The organism is Streptomyces sp. NPDC002884 (genome assembly GCF_040295245.1).
Lineage (GTDB): Bacteria > Actinomycetota > Actinomycetes > Streptomycetales > Streptomycetaceae > Streptomyces.
In genome coordinates, this window is the sequence record NZ_JBEOVB010000001.1 from 808,035 (window position 1) to 826,247 (window position 18,213).

At 69.5% G+C, this 18,213-nt stretch carries 13 protein-coding genes; 1 reads left to right on the top strand and 12 read right to left on the bottom strand.

Annotation, left to right across the window (positions count from 1 at the left end; genetic code table 11):
- Positions 1-6: 6 nt before the first annotated feature.
- Positions 7-1,158 carry a glycosyltransferase gene (locus ABT070_RS03535; RefSeq protein ID WP_351753995.1) on the bottom strand — a complete coding sequence of 384 codons (1,152 nt, stop codon included), beginning with the start codon at positions 1,156-1,158 and terminating at the stop codon, positions 7-9.
- A 199-nt stretch (positions 1,159-1,357) separates the two neighbouring features.
- On the opposite strand from ABT070_RS03535, the gene ABT070_RS03540 reads away from it, so the two are divergent.
- On the top strand, positions 1,358-2,512 hold the full coding sequence (locus tag ABT070_RS03540; RefSeq protein WP_351753997.1) for a collagen-like triple helix repeat-containing protein: 1,155 nt from the start codon (positions 1,358-1,360) through the stop codon (positions 2,510-2,512).
- Positions 2,513-2,603: 91 nt separating this feature from the next.
- On the opposite strand, the gene ABT070_RS03545 is transcribed toward ABT070_RS03540, so the two are convergent.
- From ABT070_RS03545 to ABT070_RS03595, 11 genes are all read right to left on the bottom strand, one after another.
- Positions 2,604-4,556: a TIGR03960 family B12-binding radical SAM protein gene (locus ABT070_RS03545; protein WP_351754000.1), complete on the bottom strand. Its 1,953-nt coding sequence runs from the start codon at positions 4,554-4,556 to the stop codon at positions 2,604-2,606.
- A 91-nt stretch (positions 4,557-4,647) separates the two neighbouring features.
- On the bottom strand, positions 4,648-6,153 hold the full coding sequence (locus tag ABT070_RS03550) for a CYTH and CHAD domain-containing protein (protein ID WP_351754003.1): 1,506 nt from the start codon (positions 6,151-6,153) through the stop codon (positions 4,648-4,650).
- A gap of 103 nt (positions 6,154-6,256) precedes the next feature.
- Positions 6,257-7,456 (bottom strand): rod shape-determining protein RodA, encoded by a 1,200-nt coding sequence (gene rodA, locus ABT070_RS03555; protein ID WP_351754005.1) that lies wholly within the window; start codon positions 7,454-7,456, stop codon positions 6,257-6,259.
- A complete protein-coding gene (mrdA, locus tag ABT070_RS03560; RefSeq protein WP_351754007.1) occupies positions 7,453-9,702 on the bottom strand; it encodes a penicillin-binding protein 2 in 2,250 nt (749 codons plus the stop codon). The genes rodA and mrdA overlap by 4 nt, the downstream gene beginning before the upstream one ends.
- Before the next feature lie 199 nt (positions 9,703-9,901).
- The gene (mreD, locus tag ABT070_RS03565) at positions 9,902-10,573 is read right to left on the bottom strand and encodes a rod shape-determining protein MreD (protein WP_351754010.1); all 672 of its coding nucleotides are present in this window, start codon (positions 10,571-10,573) and stop codon (positions 9,902-9,904) included.
- Positions 10,574-10,587: 14 nt separating this feature from the next.
- Complete coding sequence (gene mreC, locus ABT070_RS03570; protein WP_351754013.1) at positions 10,588-11,526, bottom strand: rod shape-determining protein MreC; 939 nt, start codon at positions 11,524-11,526, stop codon at positions 10,588-10,590.
- Between the two features lie 182 nt (positions 11,527-11,708).
- Positions 11,709-12,728 (bottom strand): rod shape-determining protein, encoded by a 1,020-nt coding sequence (locus tag ABT070_RS03575; RefSeq protein ID WP_054244925.1) that lies wholly within the window; start codon positions 12,726-12,728, stop codon positions 11,709-11,711.
- Positions 12,729-12,959: 231 nt separating this feature from the next.
- Positions 12,960-13,373 carry a nucleoside-diphosphate kinase gene (ndk, locus tag ABT070_RS03580; RefSeq protein ID WP_351754016.1) on the bottom strand — a complete coding sequence of 138 codons (414 nt, stop codon included), beginning with the start codon at positions 13,371-13,373 and terminating at the stop codon, positions 12,960-12,962.
- An 83-nt stretch (positions 13,374-13,456) separates the two neighbouring features.
- Positions 13,457-13,822 carry a DUF4233 domain-containing protein gene (locus ABT070_RS03585; protein WP_351754018.1) on the bottom strand — a complete coding sequence of 122 codons (366 nt, stop codon included), beginning with the start codon at positions 13,820-13,822 and terminating at the stop codon, positions 13,457-13,459.
- An 11-nt stretch (positions 13,823-13,833) separates the two neighbouring features.
- The gene (gene folC, locus ABT070_RS03590; RefSeq protein WP_351754021.1) at positions 13,834-15,360 is read right to left on the bottom strand and encodes a bifunctional tetrahydrofolate synthase/dihydrofolate synthase; all 1,527 of its coding nucleotides are present in this window, start codon (positions 15,358-15,360) and stop codon (positions 13,834-13,836) included.
- 97 nt (positions 15,361-15,457) lie between these two features.
- Positions 15,458-18,082, bottom strand: a complete 2,625-nt coding sequence (locus tag ABT070_RS03595; RefSeq protein ID WP_351754024.1) for a valine--tRNA ligase — start codon at positions 18,080-18,082, stop codon at positions 15,458-15,460.
- Positions 18,083-18,213: the final 131 nt, after the last annotated feature.

Below are 18,213 nucleotides of genomic sequence, written 5' to 3' on the forward strand. Positions count from 1 at the left end.
GGCGGGTCACTTCTTCCGGGGCCGCGCCGCCTTCCCCGCCCGGGACGCCTTCGGGCGGCGTTCCGGGCCGGCCGGCCGGGGGACGGCCTTGACGTGGGGTGCGGAGAACTCGCGGTTGGTCTCCGTCTGGCGGCGGACGGCGTCGGGCAGGTCCGGCATCGCCAGCAGTGTGTCGCACGCCCGGACGGCGACCGGGTGGTCGCCGACCCAGTAGGCGCAGATGGAGAACTCGAAGAGCAGACCCCACCGGTACACCCAGGACCTGGTGAAGAGCAGGTCGTCCGGCTCGCCCCTGCCGACGACCGCGCCGAGCAGGGCGTACGCGGTCTGGTAGCGGCTCTGCCGACGCAGGCGCGAGGCCATTTCGTAGACGGCTTCGAGGCGGGCCGGGCGGGAGTCCCAGGCCCGGGAGAACGCGTTCATGGCCCCGGGCCAGTCGTCCGTCTTCTCCGCCCGCAGGATCCCGGCCTCCAGGAGCGAGCAGTAGACCTCCTCGCCCCAGCCGCCCAGCTCGGCGCGCCGCTCGTACAGCGCGATCGCCTCGGCCGCGTGGCCCAGGTCGCGCTCGGTGTTGGCCAGGTAGAAAACGGTGCGCGGATTGGTGGGGTCGCGCTCCAACTCGCCCCGCAGCAGGCGCGCGTCGCGCTCGAACTTGTCGCTGCGGCAGCCGCCGTCCGCGTGGTCCTCGATGACGAGGGCGTCCAGGTTCTCCTGCCGGTCGGGGCCGTCGGTGCACGGGTACTCGTGGGTGACTCCCTCGTAGCGCCAGACCCGGCCGCCCCGCATGAGGTGCTTGAAGCGGTGCTGGGTGCCCGGGGTGTCGTAGCGCAGCATGTACGAGTCCGCCGTCAGCCGGGGCAGCGGGGCGTCCTGGCGCATGACGTGGTCGGCGTCGAGAGTGAGCAGGTAGTCGGCCTTGCCGCGGGCGTGCCGGATGTTCTGCGTCCGGTTGTGCCCGAAGTCGACCCAGGGCTCCTCGTGGAGTTCGCCCGGGATGCCGTCCAGCACCTTGCGGATCAGGTCCTGTGTGCCGTCCGTCGAGCCGGTGTCGGAGATCACCCAGTGGTCGATGAGGGGCCGTACGGACTCCAGGCAGCGTTCGATCACGCGCGCCTCGTCCTTGACGATCATGCACAGGCACAGGGTCTGGTGGGTCACGGGCGTCAACGTGACACAGGTCCGCTCCCCGGCCGCTCGCTCCACGCGAGGAGTACCCCATCAGCACGCATCGATTAGTCCGATACGTCTATAAAAATTATCTTTTGGACCTTGTGTCTCGCGGGAACCGGTCCGCTCAGGTCAAGCTCGCCCTCAGGTTCGGGGAGCGCCCGGACCGAGCAATGCAAGGAGCACGCAAATGCGACCTGAGTTCGGACCGTACTCCCTCCTCGGGCCGGTGGCCCGACACAGATGCAAGCAGGCCGGCATGGTGGCCTCGCTCGCGGTGATCCTGGCCGCCGGCGTGATCAGCCCGGCCGCGGCGGCGGCCCGCAGCGTCACCGGCCGGGTGCAGGCGGAACTGCCCTCGCCCGGCGACAAGTGCAAGCCGGGTCACCACAAGCCGGATCGGCACACGTCGAGGGCGGTCGAAGCCGGCGGCAACGACCAGTGCAAGGGCCCGACGGGTCCCACCGGCCCCAAGGGTCCGAAGGGCCCCAAGGGTGACAAGGGAGCCACCGGCGCGACCGGTGCGACCGGAGCAACAGGTGCGACGGGTGCCACCGGCGCGGACGGCATCGACGGCATCGACGGCGCGACCGGGGCCACCGGAGCGGACGGCGTGGACGGCGTGGACGGGGCCACCGGTGCGACCGGCGCGGACGGCATCGACGGCGCGACCGGAGCCACCGGAGCGGACGGCGTCGACGGCGCGACCGGGGCCACCGGCGCCACGGGCACGAACGGGGTCGACGGAGCCACCGGGGCCACGGGCGCGACCGGCACGAACGGCGTGGACGGAGCCACCGGTGCGACCGGCGCCACGGGCACGAACGGGGTCGACGGAGCGACGGGAGCCACGGGGGCGACCGGCACGAACGGCGTCGACGGCGTCACCGGACCGACGGGTGCGACCGGAGCCACCGGGGCGACGGGCCCCTGCTCCGACATCGACTCCGCGCAGGACTCCAACAACTTCGAGCTGAGGGTCGCGCTGACCGGCGGGCACACCTTCGCGGGTATCCACGACCTCCGCGGTATCGCGCCCCGCCCGTTCCTGTGGACCGACCTCAGCACCCACACCAACTACCCCGCGGGCGGGGTGGACGCCGACGGACGTGACGTCGGCTTCGTCTGCGGCGCCGCCGTCAACGGGCACAGCGCCAACGCCGGGAACCCCATCAAGTTCGACGTCGTGACCACCACCGGCCAGGTCTGGGAGACCACCTGCGTCGCGGTCACCGGCACCAACCCGGCCACTCTGAACTGCAACGACCTTGTCACCGGCTTGCCCAACCCCTGGACCAAGGTGGTCCTGCAACCGTTGGCGAACGTCATCAACGGCGGCTCGTGACGGACCCGCACCACGCCGGAAGCGATGCCCGGAGGTCCGCCGACCGACCTCCGGGCAGTGTCGCGATACCCCGCAGAGCCGCCGCGAATCCTCAGTGGCTGTGCGCCGCGCTGCCCGCCGGCTGCTTCACCGTCAACGGCAACAGCTTCTTGCCGGTCGGACCGACCTGGATGTGGGTGTCCATCGCCGGGCACACCCCGCAGTCGAAGCACGGCGTCCAGCGGCAGTCCTCGACCTCCGTCTCGTCGAGGGCGTCCTGCCAGTCCTCCCAGAGCCAGTCCTTGTCCAGGCCCGAGTCCAGGTGGTCCCAGGGCAGGACCTCCTCGTAGGACTTCTCACGGGTCGTGTACCAGTCGACGTCCACGCCGAAGGCGGGCAGCGTCTTGTCGGCGCAGGCCATCCAGCGGTCGTAGGAGAAGTGCTCGCGCCAGCCGTCGAAGCGGCCGCCGTCCTCGTAGACGGCCCGGATGACGGCGCCGATACGGCGGTCGCCGCGCGAGAGGAGTCCCTCGACGATGCCCGGCTTGCCGTCGTGGTAGCGGAAGCCGATGGAACGGCCGTACTTCTTGTCGCCGCGGATCTTGTCCCGGAGCTTCTGCAGACGCGCGTCGGTCTCCTCGGCGGAGAGCTGCGGCGCCCACTGGAACGGGGTGTGCGGCTTCGGCACGAACCCGCCGATCGACACCGTGCAGCGGATGTCGTTCTGGCCGGAGACCTTGCGGCCCTCGGCGATCACCTTCATCGCCATGTCGGCGATCTGCAGGACGTCCTCGTCCGTCTCCGTCGGCAGACCGCACATGAAGTACAGCTTCACCTGGCGCCAGCCGTTGCCGTACGCGGTGGAGACCGTCCGGATCAGGTCCTCTTCGGAGACCATCTTGTTGATGACCTTGCGCATGCGCTCCGAGCCGCCCTCGGGGGCGAAGGTCAGACCGGACCGACGGCCGTTGCGGGTCAGCTCGTTCGCCAGGTCCACGTTGAAGGCGTCCACGCGGGTGGAGGGGAGGGACAGGCCGATCTTGTCCTCCGTGTAGCGGTCCGCGAGGCCCTTCGCGACCTCGCCGATCTCGCTGTGGTCGGCGCTCGACAGCGAGAGCAGTCCGACCTCCTCGAAGCCGGTCGCCTTCAGGCCCTTCTCGACCATGTCGCCGATACCGGTGATCGACCGCTCGCGCACCGGGCGCGTGATCATGCCGGCCTGGCAGAAACGGCAGCCGCGGGTGCAGCCGCGGAAGATCTCCACCGACATCCGCTCGTGCACCGTCTCGGCGAGCGGGACCAGCGGCTGCTTGGGGTAGGGCCACTCGTCCAGGTCCATGACCGTGTGCTTCGACACGCGCCACGGAACGCCCGACTTGTTCGGCACCACCCGGGCGATACGGCCGTCCGGCAGGTACTCCACGTCGTAGAAGCGCGGGATGTACACGGCGCCCGTCTTCGCGAGACGGAAGAGGACCTCCTCGCGGCCGCCCGGCCGGCCCTCCGCCTTCCACTCGCGGATGATCTTCGTCATGTCCAGCACGGCCTGCTCGCCGTCGCCGATGACCGCCGCGTCGATGAAGTCGGCGATCGGCTCGGGGTTGAACGCCGCGTGGCCGCCCGCCAGCACGATCGGGTCGTCGAGACCGCGATCCTTGGACTCCAGCGGGATACCCGCGAGGTCCAGCGCCGTCAGCATGTTCGTGTAGCCCAGCTCCGTGGAGAAGGACAGTCCGAACACGTCGAAGGCCTTCACCGGACGGTGGGCGTCCACGGTGAACTGCGGGACCGCGTGCTCCCGCATCAGCGCCTCCAGGTCCGGCCACACGCTGTACGTGCGCTCGGCCAGGACCCCCTGCTGCTCGTTCAGCACCTCGTAAAGGATCATGACGCCCTGGTTGGGCAGCCCGACCTCGTACGCGTCCGGGTACATGAGCGCCCAGCGGACGTCGCAGGACTCCCAGGGCTTGACGGTGGAGTTGAGCTCGCCGCCCACGTACTGGATCGGCTTCTGCACATGCGGGAGCAAGGCTTCTAGCTGCGGGAAGACCGAATCGACAGACATCGCGGCGTTACCTTCGTGAGCTGACGGGGACAGGGGTGACCATCAAGCCTAACCCGCTCGGAGGACTCCCCCGTCCGCGAAGATCCCGCCCCTAGACCTCCATCGAACCGCTGGTCTTCCTCCACTCGGCCGGCAGGGCCTCCTCCACCCGCTCCGCGCGCCGCTCCTCACGGGCGTAGAGCACGCCGTACGTGAAGGCGCTCTCCCCCGCCGCGTGCGCCACCGCGGACAGCTCCCGCAGGGTGGTGCGGGCCATGACGCTGTCCTGGTGGTCGCCGAGCAGACTCTGGAGCGACTTCATGGACTTGACCAGGGTCTTGGCCGTGCCGCCGAGGGCCGGGCCGGCCGTCTCGGCCGCGTACCGCGTCCGCTTGGCCTTCTTGCGGGCCTCGTGCAGCGCGAGGTCGCGGTCGGTACCCGACGGCTGCTCCATGGCCTCCTCTACCAGCGCGGACACCTTCCCGAAGTCCTTGCGTACGGCCTTGGCGAGCACCTGGTCCGGCTTCCTGACAGCCGTCCTGAGCATCGGCGGGTCGGTGACCACGGCGTCCAGGGTGTCGAGGAGCGTCAGATAGCGCTGCGAGTCGAGCACACCGAGCAGCCGGCGGCGGGAACCGTGCTCCCCGGCCTTGGCCCAGGTGCGCAGCCGGTCGTGGACCGGGCCGGAGACCAGGGCGGAGGGCAGTTCGCCGAGGCCCGCGTCCAGCCGTTCGGCCAGCACCTCGTGGTCGCGGCCCACGCCCAGCTCTCCGGCCAGCCATTTCAGTTCGGCGCCGATCGGGTCGGTGACCTCCCGGTCGAGGACCTTGCGGAAGGACCGGAAGGTGCTGCGCAGCCGGCGGGTGGCGACCCGCATGTCGTGGATCGACTCCTCAGCGTCCTGGCGCACGGCCGGGTCCAGCTCGACGATCGCGTCCCGCTGGGCACGGATGTACGCCAGGACGTGGTCACCGGCGGTGACGGGCTCGGCGGGGCCCTCGTCCTTCGGCCGCGGATGCCCGCCCTTCGTCTCCGCCAGCGCCCGCGCCAGCTTCGACGCCGACTTCGACGGCCGGACGCCCGCCTTGCGCAACCGCTTCTCCACCTTGTCGAGCAGGACCGGATCGCCGCCGTCGGCGAGCTCCACCTCGATCTCGGTCCACTGGGCGCTGCCCTCGCCGCCGAACTTCCGGTCCGCGCGTACCGCGTCCACGCTCGCCTCGGCGAGCAGCCGCCCCTGGGCGTCGACGAGTTCGCGGATGTCCCGGCTGGAGCGCAGCCGCACCACGGGCACGAGCTGTCCCTCACGTACGCGGGAACGGACCAGCCCGGCGAGCTCGTCGGGTACGGCGTCGGAGAGCGGGGCCCGGATCTCGTCCCGGACGCCGGGTGCCACCGGCAGTTTCAGGTGCCAGCCGGCGTCGGAGCCGCCGGTGCGGCGACGCAACGTGATCGAGGCCGCGGCCAGACGTAGGTCGGAGGTGTCGTAGTAGGTCGCGTCCAGCTCGGTGACGCCCTTGTCGAGGACGGACGCGACCCCGGCGACACCGGTCAGGTCGGGCAGCCCGCTCTCATCGGATTCGTACTTGCGCTCGATCTCGCGTTTCGTCTCCGTCATGAATCGAACCTAGTCGGAGTCGGGCCCGAGCGGCAGTGCGCCCGAGGCCCGACTCATGACCCGACCAGGGGAAAACAGAAGGTCTGACGCCGTCTCGTGCCTCTCACGCCGACATGGGCCGCTGCACCCGGATGGACTGGAGCAACCCCAACGCCACCCATACCGCGAACATCGACGTGCCTCCGTAGGAGACGAACGGCAACGGCAGACCCGTCACCGGCATGATCCCCAGGGTCATCCCGATGTTCTCGAAGGACTGGAAGGCGAACCAGGCCACGATGCCCGCGGCGACGATCGTGCCGTACAGCTCCGTGGTCTCACGCGCTATGCGGCTGGCACGCCAGAGGATCACCCCGAGCAGGACGATGATCAGGCCCGCGCCCATGAAGCCGAGTTCCTCGCCGGCGACGGTGAAGACGAAGTCCGTCTGCTGTTCCGGGACGAACTGGCCCGTGGTCTGTGAGCCGTGGAACAGCCCGGCGCCGGTGAGGCCGCCGGAGCCGATCGCGATCCGCGCCTGGTTGGTGTTGTAGCCGACGCCCGCGGGGTCGAGGCTCGGGTTGGCGAAGGCGGCGAATCGGGCGATCTGGTACTCGTCCAGGATGTGCAGCTGCCAGACGGCGATCCCGCCGGCCGCGCCCGCGCCGAGCAGTCCGAAGACCCAGCGGTTGGAGGCGCCGGAGGCCAGCAGCACCCCCAGCACGATCATCACCATGACCATGACCGACCCGAGATCGGGCATCAGCATCACGATCAGCATGGGGATGGCCGCGAGCCCGAGGGACTGGAGCACGGTGCGGTGGTCCGGGTAGAGCTTGTCCCCGGCGTCGACCCGGGCCGCGAGCAGCATCGCCATGCCCAGGATGATCGTGATCTTCACGAACTCCGAGGGCTGGAGCGAGAAGCCGCCGCCGACCACGATCCAGGAGTGCGCGCCGTTGACCGTCGAGCCCAGCGGCGTCAGCACCGCCAGGATCCCCATGAGCGAGAGGCCGTAGAGGACCGGTACCGCGTTGCGCAGGGTGCGGTGGCCGAGCCAGATCGTGCCGATCATCAGGCAGATGCCGATGCCGGTGTTCATCAGGTGCCGGACCAGGAAGTAGTACGGGTCGCCCTGGTTGATCTCGGTGCGGTTGCGGGTCGCCGAGTAGACCAGGAGCGAGCCGATCAGCGACAGGGCGATCGCCGACATCAGTATCGGCCAGTCCAGCCGCCGGGCCAGCGAGTCACGGGCGAAGACCCGGGTCCAGCCGGCCCGCGCGGGCCCGTATCCGGAGACGGAGAAACCGTTCGCGCCGCTCATGTGCACATCCTCCGGCTTCCCCTCTTCCGCCGTCGCCTGCGGGTGTCTCGGTTGGTGCTCGTGTTCTGCTGCACGGTGGCACCCGGCTGCGTCTCGTCCGGCTCCGGCACGCCCTCCTGGCTGACGCGCTGCTCCTTCGCCGGGTCCTTGGAGACCTTCGGGGCCTTGATCGTGCCGTCCGCCTGGACCTTCGGGAGGCTGGTCTGCGGGGTGGGCAGCAGGGCGTTCTTCTTGTCGATCTTGCCGTCGTCGGCGACGCCGTACATCGCGTTGTAGATGTGCCGCACGGCCTCACCGGAGGCGCCCGAACCGGTACCGGCCTGAGCGATCGTCATCACGACCGTGTAGTCCTTGCTGTACGTGGCGAGCCAGGACGTCGTCTGCTTGCCGTAGACTTCCGCGGTACCGGTCTTGGCGTGCAGCGGGATCTCCTCCTGCGGCCAGCCGCCGAACTTCCAGGCGGCGGTACCGCGCGTGACCACGCCCTCCAGCGCGGCGTCCATGCCCTTGATCGTCGCCTTGTCGACCGGCAGCTTGCCCTGGACCTTGGGCTTGATCTCCTGGACGGTCTTGCCGTCGGCGCTGACGATCGCCTTGCCGATGGTCGGGGTGTACATCGTGCCGCCGTTGGCGAGCGCCCCGTAGATCACGGCCTCCTGGACCGGGGTGACGAGGGTGTCGCCCTGACCGATGGAGTAGTTGATCGAGTCGCCCTCGCGCATCTTGTTGCCCTCGAGGCAGTTCTCGTACGCGATCATCTCGACGTAACTGCCGTTCTTCTTGCCGTACTTGCACCAGGAGTCCTTGTTGGCCTTCCAGTAGGACTCCTTCCACTGGCGGTCCGGGACGCGGCCGGTGACCTCGTTGGGCAGGTCGATGCCGGTCACCTTGCCGAGGCCGAACTGGTGGGCGGCCTTGTAGAAGTAGTCCTTGGGCTCACCCTTCGCCGGGTTGATGCCGCCGTCCTTCTTCCACTCCCGGTCCGCGAGGCCGTAGAAGACGGTGTCGCAGGAGACCTCCAGGGCCCGGCCGAGCGAGATGGGGCCGAAGCTCTCCCCCTCGAAGTTCTTGAAGACCTGGCCGCCCACCGAGTACGAGCTGGTGCACGGGTAGCCGCCGTCCCACTCGTAGCCCGCCTCGACCGCGGCGGCCGTGGAGACCACCTTGAAGGTCGAACCGGGCGCGGACTGACCCTGTATGGCCCGGTTCAGCAGCGGGTAGTCGGAGTTCTTCCCGGTGAGCTTCTTGTAGTCCTTGGCGGAGATGCCGCCGACCCAGACGTTGGGGTCGTAGGCCGGGGCGGACGCCATCGCGACGACACGGCCCGTCTTGGCCTCCATCACCACGACCGCTCCGGAGTCGGCCTTGTAGTTCTCGCCGGTGATCTTGTCGAACTGGGTGCGGGCGATCTTCATCGCGTTGTTCAGTTCGTACTCGGCGACCCGCTGCACGCGGGCGTCGATGCTGGTGACGAGGTTGGAGCCGGGCTGGGCCGCGTCCGCCTCGGCCTGGCCGATGACCCGGCCGAGGTTGTCCACCTCGTAGCGGGTGACGCCGGCCTTGCCGCGCAGCTCCTTGTCGTACTGGCGCTCCAGGCCGCTGCGGCCGACCTGGTCGGAGCGCAGGTAGGGCGAGTCGGTGTCCTGGGCCTTGGTGAGCTCGTCGTCCGTCACCGGGGAGAGGTAGCCGAGGACCTGGGCGGTGTTGGCGTTGCCGGGGGCCGCGTAACGGCGCACGGCCTCGGGCTCGGCGGTGATGCCGGGGAAGTCCTCGGCGCGCTCGCGGATCTGGAGGGCCTGCTTGGCGGTGGCCTCGTCGGTGATCGGGATCGGCTGGTAGGGCGAGCCGTTCCAGCAGGGCTGGGGCGTCTTCGCGTCGCACAGCCGGACCTTCTGCTCCACCTCCTCGGCGCTCAGGCCGAGGACGCCCGCGAGCTTGGCCAGGACCGCCTTGCCGTCGTCCTTCTGCTTCAGCAGGTCGGTGCGGGAGGCGGAGACCACGAGCCGTGTCTCGTTGTCGGCGAGGGCCACCCCTCGCGCGTCCAGGATCGAGCCGCGCACGGCGGGCTCGACGACCTGCTGGACGTGGTTGCCGGAGGCCTCCTTGGCGTACTCCGCGCCCTCCCGGATCTGCAGGTACCACAGGCGGCCGCCGAGGGTGCCGAGCAGGGAGAGGACGAGGATCTGGATCACGACGAGCCTGATCTGGACCCGTGGGGTCCGACCGGTCTCGGGAATGTTGGTCACTGCGGTGCCTCCCCCTCTCAGTACGCGGACGTGTGCACGCGGACAGGTGTGCGTACGAATGATGAACGACGGGCCTGTGAGGCCGCGTTCCGCCAGAACTTCCCCGTTCGGGTGAACCCACGGGCGGACCCACGGACGGACCCACGGGCAGACCCGCGGACGAGCCCTCGGGTGGACATTCGGGTGAACCCGCCCGCGCTCACAGCCGCTTGACCCCCTTGATGCGACCGGCGCGCGCCCCGCGTGAACGGGCCGCCTTCAGCTTCAGCCCGTTGCGCTGCCCGCCGATCCTGAGACCCGTCCCGGAGGAGAGCCAGCCGGACGAGATGTTCGGGCTCTTGGCGGCGGAGTTGGTCTCCGCCAGGGGGTCGTTGTCGGCGCGCCGGGCCAGGAACATGACCGCGGGGACGACGAACGGGGCCAGCAGCAGGTCGTACAGGCCGGCCGTGAACAGCAGGCCGGTGAGGCCGACATGGCGGGCGGCGGTGTCGCCGACGAGGGCGCCCACCCCGGCGTACAGCAGGGTGGAGCCGATCGCGGCGCCGACGACCACGACCATCGGGCCGGTGGCCGACTTGATCTGCCCGCTCTCCGGCTTGATGAGCCCGGCGAGGTAGCCGATCACGCACAGCACGAGGGCGTAGCGCCCGGCGGCATGGTCGGCGGGCGGCGCGAGGTCGGCGAGCAGACCGGCGCCGAAGCCGATGAGGGCGCCGCCGACATGGCCGTAGACCATGGCGAGGCCCAGCACGGTGAGCAGGAGGAGGTCGGGGACGGCGCCCGGGAGATGGAGGCGGGCGAGGACGCTCACCTGGATCACCAGGGCGACGACGACCAGCGGGACGGAGAGCAGGATCCGGTTGACGCGCATGGGGTTGTCAGCTCCTACTGCTGCTGGCCGTCTACGGGTGCGTTCGCGTTCGGAGTGACCGTGACGGTCACCGTCGGCGTGGGGACCGGCTTGGGCTTCGAGGGGAGCACGGTGTCGCGCGGGTCCTTCTTCGGAGCCTCGACGACCACGCCCACGATGTCGAGCTTGGTGAAGCTGACGTACGGCGTGACGTAGAGGGTGCGGGTGAGGTCGCCGCCGGAGGGGTCGACGCGGGAGACGACGCCGACGGGGACGCCGGGCACGAAGGGCTTGTCGGCCTGCGAGCCGAAGGTGACCAGCCGGTCGCCCTTCTTCACCTCGGCCTTGCCGTTGAGGAGTTCGACGCGCAGCGGCCGGTCGCCCTGCCCGGAGGCGAAGCCGAGCTCGTCGGACGCCTCCATCCTGGTGCCGACGGTGAAGTCGGGGTCGCTGGCCAGGAGCACGGTCGCCGTACCGGGCCCGACGGTGGTGACCCGCCCGACCAGACCGTCCCCGTTGAGGACCGTCATGTCGCGCTTGACGCCGTCGTTCGCGCCGACGTCGATGGTGATGGTCCAGGAGAAGCCCTGGGCCGCTCCTATCGCGATGACCTCCGCGCCCTTGATGCCGTACTGGCCCGTGCCGGCGATCTTCAGCATCTTGTCGAGCTGCGCCAGCCGGCTGCGGTTGCGGTCGTCGCTGCCGAGCTTCGCCTTGAGAGCCGCGTTCTCCTTCTCCAGATCGGTGAGCCGGTCATGGCGTTCACCGGAGTCCCGGACGGCGGAGACGGCGTTGCCGACGGGATCCACCGCCGACGACACGCCGTTCTCGATCGGACCGAAGGCCGCGGCCGCGGCCTGCCGGGCACCGTCGACCGGGGAATCCTCCCCACCCCGGATGTCCACCGTGATCAGCGCGAACGCTACGGCGATCAGCAGCACCAGGAGCAGCCGGCTCTCTCGTGTGTCCCTCACGTGCGGCGGCCGTGCCCTTCCTCGAGAAAAAACCAAGAACAGGAATCAGGAAGCAGGATCAGGAATAGGGGGTAGCCCCGGGCCAAGATGACCAAGGGCGCTTTGTGGGAGCTTATGCCTAGATATCAACGATCCGCCGCACGAGAGGAGGTCATCCCGTACGGCGGAATCGAAGCGTTACGTCATCTGCGGGGCGCGGCGTCCAGGACCTGCTGGAGCGCCTCGAACTCCTCCACGCACTTCCCGGAGCCGAGCGCCACGCTGTCCAGCGGGTCCTCGGCGATGTGGATGGGCATACCGGTCTCCCGGCGCAGCCGCTCGTCCAGACCACGCAGCAGGGCTCCGCCGCCGGTCAGAACGATTCCGCGGTCCATGATGTCGCCGGACAGCTCCGGCGGGCACTTGTCGAGCGTGGTCTTCACCGCGTCGACGATCGCGTTGACCGGCTCCTCGATCGCCTTGCGCACTTCGGCGGCCGAGATGACGACGGTCTTGGGCAGTCCGGAGACGAGGTCCCGGCCACGGATTTCGGTGTGCTGGTCGTCGTCGAGGTCGTACGCGGAACCGATCGTGATCTTGATCTGCTCAGCCGTGCGCTCACCGAGGAGGAGCGAGTACTCCTTCTTGATGTGCTGGATGATCGAGCTGTCCAGCTCGTCGCCCGCGACGCGGATGGACTGGGCGGTGACGATGCCGCCGAGCGAGATGACCGCGACCTCCGTGGTGCCGCCGCCGATGTCCACCACCATGTTGCCCGTGGCCTCGTGGACCGGCAGGCCGGAGCCGATGGCCGCGGCCATGGGCTCCTCGATGATGTGCACCTGACGGGCGCCGGCCTGGGTCGACGCCTCGATGACGGCGCGGCGCTCGACGCCCGTGATGCCCGAGGGCACACAGACGACGACCCGCGGACGAGCCAGATACCGCCGCTTGTGGATCTTCAGGATGAAGTAGCGGAGCATCCGCTCGGTGATCTCGAAGTCGGCGATCACGCCGTCCTTCAGCGGACGCACGGCAACGATGTTGCCGGGCGTGCGTCCGATCATCTTCTTCGCTTCGGCGCCGACCGCGAGGATGCCACCGGTGTTGGTGTTGATCGCGACGACGGACGGCTCGTTGAGTACGATCCCGCGACCCCTGACGTACACCAGCGTGTTGGCGGTCCCGAGGTCGACAGCCATGTCACGGCCGATGAACGACATTGAGTTCCCCATCAGGATTCGACTGGCCTTCCATGAGCTTTGAGGGCTTATCAGGTCGGCGAGGTGGGTGCTGTGACGTGAAGGCTTCCATCGTAAACGCGCCTGCACGAACACTGCGGAGCGGTCTCCGCCATTGTTTGCAGATGCTGTGAGGGTTCGCTTCCGGAGACGGGCGTTCGGGGGCTCACGTTCCCTCGACCGCCCGCTTCAGGCGCGCCGGACTCCGTCGGATCAGACGCGACCGGGGAAGAAGATCTTCACCTCACGCTCGGCGGACTCCTCGGAGTCGGACGCGTGGATCAGGTTCTCGCGGACGATCACACCGTAGTCGCCGCGGATGGAGCCGGGGGCCGCGGCGATCGGGTCGGTCGGACCCGCGAGCGCGCGCACACCCTCGATGACCCGGTCGCCCTCGACGATCAGCGCGACGACCGGACCGGAGGCCATGAACTCCACCAGCGGCTCGTAGAAGGGCTTGCCCTTGTGCTCGCCGTAGTGCTGCTCCAGCGTGTCCTGGTCCAGGGTCCGCAGTTCCAGCGCGGTGATCTGCCAGCCGGCCTTGCGCTCGATACGGCTGATGATCTCGCCGGTCAGGCCACGACGGACGGCGTCGGGCTTGAGCAGGACGAGGGTGCGCTGGCTCACGAGGTGACTCCTTCTACTGCCGGTGTGTTTCTACTGCCGGTGTGTGCGGTGGGATGAGGTTACAGGGCGTGTCCTGCCACTTGTCACGCAGCGTCAGCGGTATCCGGAGAGCCTGCCGCGGCCTGGGCCGCGAAGCGCGCCTTCGCCTCGTCGACCTTCCGCCCGAAGTGCACGGACGACCACCACAGGGCCCCGAAGAGCACCCCCAGGAAGAACATGATCGGGACGAAGAAGCCGGACGCGACGAGGGCGATCTGGAGCGCCCAGCCGAGGGCGACGCCCCCGGGCCTGGTGACCATGCCGCACAGCAGCACGCTGAAGAACATGGCGATGCCGCACACCGTCCACACCGTGGCGGTGGACAGGTCGGCGTCCTTCATGGCGACCAGACCGGCGAAGCCGATGACGAAGAACTCGCCGATCAGCGTCGAGGAGCAGAGCGTACGCATCGTGGGGGACCTCAGCCCTTTCCGAGGAGGAGCAGCCGGGCCTCGCCGACCGTGATGACGGAACCGGTGACCAGCACCGCGCCGCCCGCGAACTCGCCCTCCTCCTCGGCGAGCGTGACCGCCGCCTCCAGAGCGTCGGGCAGCCTCGGCTCGACCTGGACGCGGTCGTCGCCGAACACCTCGACGGCGATCGCGGCCAGTTCGTCGGCGTCCATCGCGCGGTGGCTGGAGTTCTGGGTGACGACGACCTCGGCGAAGATCGGCTCGAAGGCCTCGAGGAGCCCCCGCACGTTCTTGTCGCCGCTGGCTCCGACCACACCGATCAGCCGGCTGAAGTCGAAGGCCTCGCCGACGGCCTCGGCGGTGGCACGGGCGCCGGCCGGGTTGTGGGCGGCGTCGAGGACCACGGTCGGGGAGCGTCGTACGACTTCGAGGCGGCCCGGCGAGGAGACGGCCGCGAAGGCCTTGCGAACCGTGTCGATGTCGAGCGGCTCGGGCCGCTGCGAGCCGACGCCGAAGAACGCCTCGACGGCGGCGAGCGCGACGGCCGCGTTGTGCGCCTGGTAGGGGCCGTGCAGCGGCAGGTACACCTCGGGGTACTCGCCGCCCAGGCCGCGCAGGGTGACCATCTGTCCGCCGACGGCGACCTGGCGGGAGACGACCCCGAACTCCAGCCCTTCGCGGGCCACGGTCGCGTCGACCTCGACGGCCCTCTTCAGCAGCACCTGGGCCGCGTCGACGGGCTGCTGGGCCAGGATGACGGTCGCGTCCTGCTTGATGATCCCGCCCTTCTCGGCGGCGATCTCGGCGGTCGTCTCCCCCAGCCGGTCGGTGTGGTCCAGGTCGATGGGCGTGACGACGGCGACGTCACCGTCGATCACGTTGGTCGCGTCCCACGAGCCGCCCATCCCCACCTCCACGACGGCGACGTCGACCGGGGCGTCCGAGAAGGCTGCGTACGCCATGCCGGTGAGCACCTCGAAGAAGGACAGCCGGTACTCCTGCATGCCGTCGACCATCTCGACGTAGGCCTTGATGTCCTCGTACGTCTCGATGAACCGCTCGGCGGAGATCGGCGCGCCGTCCAGGCTGATCCGCTCGGTGATCGACTGGACGTGCGGGGAGGTGTACCGGCCCGTGCGCAGGTCGAAGCCGTTCAGCAGCGCCTCGACCATGCGGGCGGTGGAGGTCTTGCCGTTGGTCCCGGTGATGTGGATCGAGGGGTACGACCGCTGCGGGTCCCCCAGCACGTCCATCAGCGCGGCGATGCGGTCGACCGAGGGCTCCAGCTTGGTCTCGCCCCAGCGGGTGGCCAGCTCCGCCTCTACCTCGCGCAGGGCCTTGTCGATCTCGGGGTCCCCGGGACGCGTGGGCACATCGGCCTGCGGCGCGCCGCCCTGGGTGCGGAGGGTACGGCTGCCGGCTTCGATGACCGCGAGATCGGGGTCGCGGTCGGTCTCCTCCGCGATGATCTCGTCGAAGGGATCGAGGGGGTCGGGCAGGTCGTCTTGGTTGCCGTTCGGGGGGAGCTCGCTCACGGGGCCAGTCTACGGACGGCCGGTGACGGACGTAGGCGAAGGCCCCCGGAACCGTACCGGTCCCGGGGGCCTTCGTCGTCATGACGCCTTACGGTGCCTACGCCTGCGGCAGGCGCTCCAGCTGGGTCCGGATGCGGGCGATGTCCTCGTCCGCCTTGGCGAGGCGGCCGCGGATCTTCTCGACCACGTTGTCCGGGGCCTTCGCCAGGAACGCCTCGTTGCCGAGCTTGGCCTCGGCCTGGGCCTTCTCCTTCTCGGCGGCCGCGAGGTCCTTGGCCAGACGCTTGCGCTCCGCGACCACGTCGATCGTGCCGGACAGGTCCAGCGCGACCGTGGCGCCGGCGACCGGCAGAGTCGCCGTCGCCGAGAAGGCGTCGCCCTCCGGCTGGAGACGGAGGAGCTGGCGGATGGCGGTCTCGTGCGGTGCCAGCGCCGTGCCGTCGAGCGTCAGCCGGGCCGGGACCCGCTGGCCGGGCTGGAGGCCCTGGTCGGCGCGGAAGCGGCGGACCTCGGTGATCACGGACTGGAGGCTGCGGATCTCCTGCTCGGCGGCCGTGTCCCGGAAGCCGCTGTCCTTGGGCCACTCGGCGATGACGACGGACTCGCCACCGGTGAGCGTGGTCCACAGCGTCTCCGTGACGAACGGGACCACCGGGTGCAGCAGCTTGAGGGTGACGTCGAGGACCTCGCCGAGGACGCGTCCGGAGACCTTCGCGGCCTCGCCGCCTGCCATGAACGTCGTCTTGGACAGCTCGACGTACCAGTCGAAGACCTCGTCCCAGGCGAAGTGGAACAGCGCGTCGGAGAGCTTCGCGAACTGGAAGTCCTCGTAGAGCGCGTCCACTTCGGCGACGACCGAGTTGAGGCGGGACAGGATCCAGCGGTCGGTGGCCGACATCTTCGAGGCGTCCGGCAGCGGCCCGTCGACCGTGGCGCCGTTCATCAGCGCGAAGCGCGTCGCGTTCCAGATCTTGTTGGCGAAGTTGCGGGAGCCCTGGACCCAGTCCTCGCCGATCGGGACGTCGACCCCGGGGTTGGCGCCGCGGGCCAGGGTGAACCGGAGCGCGTCGGAGCCGTACTTGTCCATCCAGTCCAGCGGGTTGACCGCGTTCCCGAAGGACTTCGACATCTTCTTGCCGAACTGGTCGCGGACCATGCCGTGCAGGGCGATGGTGTGGAACGGCGGGGTGCCGTCCATCGCGTACAGGCCGAACATCATCATCCGGGCGACCCAGAAGAAGAGGATGTCGTAGCCGGTGACCAGGACGGAGTTCGGGTAGAACTTCGCGAGCGACTCGGTCTGTTCGGGCCAGCCGAGCGTGGAGAACGGCCACAGGCCGGAGGAGAACCAGGTGTCGAGGACGTCGGTGTCCTGGCGCCATCCCTCGCCCGTCGGGGCCTCGTCGTCGGGACCGACGCAGACGATCTCGCCGTTCGGCCCGTACCAGACCGGGATCCGGTGACCCCACCACAACTGCCGCGAGATGCACCAGTCGTGGAGGTTGTCGACCCAGTCGAAGTAGCGCTTCTCCATCTCCTGCGGGTGGATCTTGACGCGGCCGTCGCGGACGGCGTCACCGGCGGCCTTCGCCAGCGGGCCGACCTTGACCCACCACTGCATGGACAGGCGCGGCTCGATGGTGGTCTTGCAGCGCGAGCAGTGTCCGACGGAGTGGCTGTAGGGCCGCTTCTCGGCGACGATCCGGCCCTCGGCGCGCAGGGCGGCGACGATGGCGGAGCGGGCCTCGAGCCGGTCCAGGCCCTGGAAGGGGCCGTGGGCCGTGATGACGGCGTGCTCGTCCATGATGGTGAGGGACGGCAGGTCGTGGCGCTGGCCGATCTCGAAGTCGTTCGGGTCGTGGGCCGGGGTCACCTTGACCGCGCCGGTGCCGAACTCCGGGTCGACGTGCGTGTCCGCGACGACCGGGATGGAGCGCTCGGTCAGCGGAAGACGGATCTCCTTGCCGACCAGGTGCTTGTAGCGCTCGTCGTCGGGGTGGACGGCGACGGCCGTGTCGCCGAGCATCGTCTCGGCGCGGGTCGTGGCGACGACGATGGTGTCGTCCCCCTCGCCGTACTTCATGGAGACGAGCTCGCCGTCGTCGTCCTGGTACTCGACCTCGATGTCGGAGATCGCGGTGAGACAGCGCGGACACCAGTTGATGATGCGCTCGGCGCGGTAGATCAGCTCGTCGTCGTAGAGCCGCTTGAAGATGGTCTGGACGGCCTGCGAGAGACCCTCGTCCATGGTGAAGCGCTCACGCGACCACGCGACGCCGTCTCCCAGACGGCGCATCTGGCCGCTGATCTGGCCGCCGGACTCGCCCTTCCACTGCCAGACGCGCTCGACGAACGCCTCACGGCCGAGGTCGTGCCGGGACTTGCCCTCCTTGCCCAGCTCCCGCTCGACGACGTTCTGCGTGGCGATGCCGGCGTGGTCCATGCCGGGCTGCCACAGCGTCTCGTGGCCCTGCATGCGCTTGCGGCGGGTGAGGGCGTCGATGAGCGTGTGCTCGAAGGCGTGCCCGAGGTGCAGGCTGCCCGTGACGTTCGGCGGCGGGATGACGACGGTGTACGGGGGCTTCTCGCTCTTCGCGTCGGCCTCGAAGTAGCCCCGCTCCACCCAGCGCTCGTACAGCGGCCCCTCTACGTCGGCCGGCGCGTACTGGGTCGGCAGTTCGGTGTGGGGCGCTGATGGCTGCTGCTGAGCGTTCTCGGTCACGCGCCCAGTTTAGGGGTGTCACGGCGCCGTCCCGAAACGTGTTTCCTCTGTAACGGTGAGGGCCCCGCCGCCATACCCGTGTTGGCTTTGAGCCAGGATGTGAAAATCACATAAGCACTGGAGGGGAACCC

Coding starts and splice junctions, on each gene's coding strand:
- ABT070_RS03540 (WP_351753997.1), top strand. CDS start 1,358: ATGCGACCTGAGTTCGGACCGTACTCCCTCCTCGGGCCGGTGGCCCGA.
- ABT070_RS03545 (WP_351754000.1), bottom strand. CDS start 4,556: ATGTCTGTCGATTCGGTCTTCCCGCAGCTAGAAGCCTTGCTCCCGCAT.
- ABT070_RS03550 (WP_351754003.1), bottom strand. CDS start 6,153: ATGACGGAGACGAAACGCGAGATCGAGCGCAAGTACGAATCCGATGAG.
- rodA (WP_351754005.1), bottom strand. CDS start 7,456: ATGAGCGGCGCGAACGGTTTCTCCGTCTCCGGATACGGGCCCGCGCGG.
- mreD (WP_351754010.1), bottom strand. CDS start 10,573: ATGCGCGTCAACCGGATCCTGCTCTCCGTCCCGCTGGTCGTCGTCGCC.
- ABT070_RS03575 (WP_054244925.1), bottom strand. CDS start 12,728: ATGTCGTTCATCGGCCGTGACATGGCTGTCGACCTCGGGACCGCCAAC.
- ABT070_RS03585 (WP_351754018.1), bottom strand. CDS start 13,822: ATGCGTACGCTCTGCTCCTCGACGCTGATCGGCGAGTTCTTCGTCATC.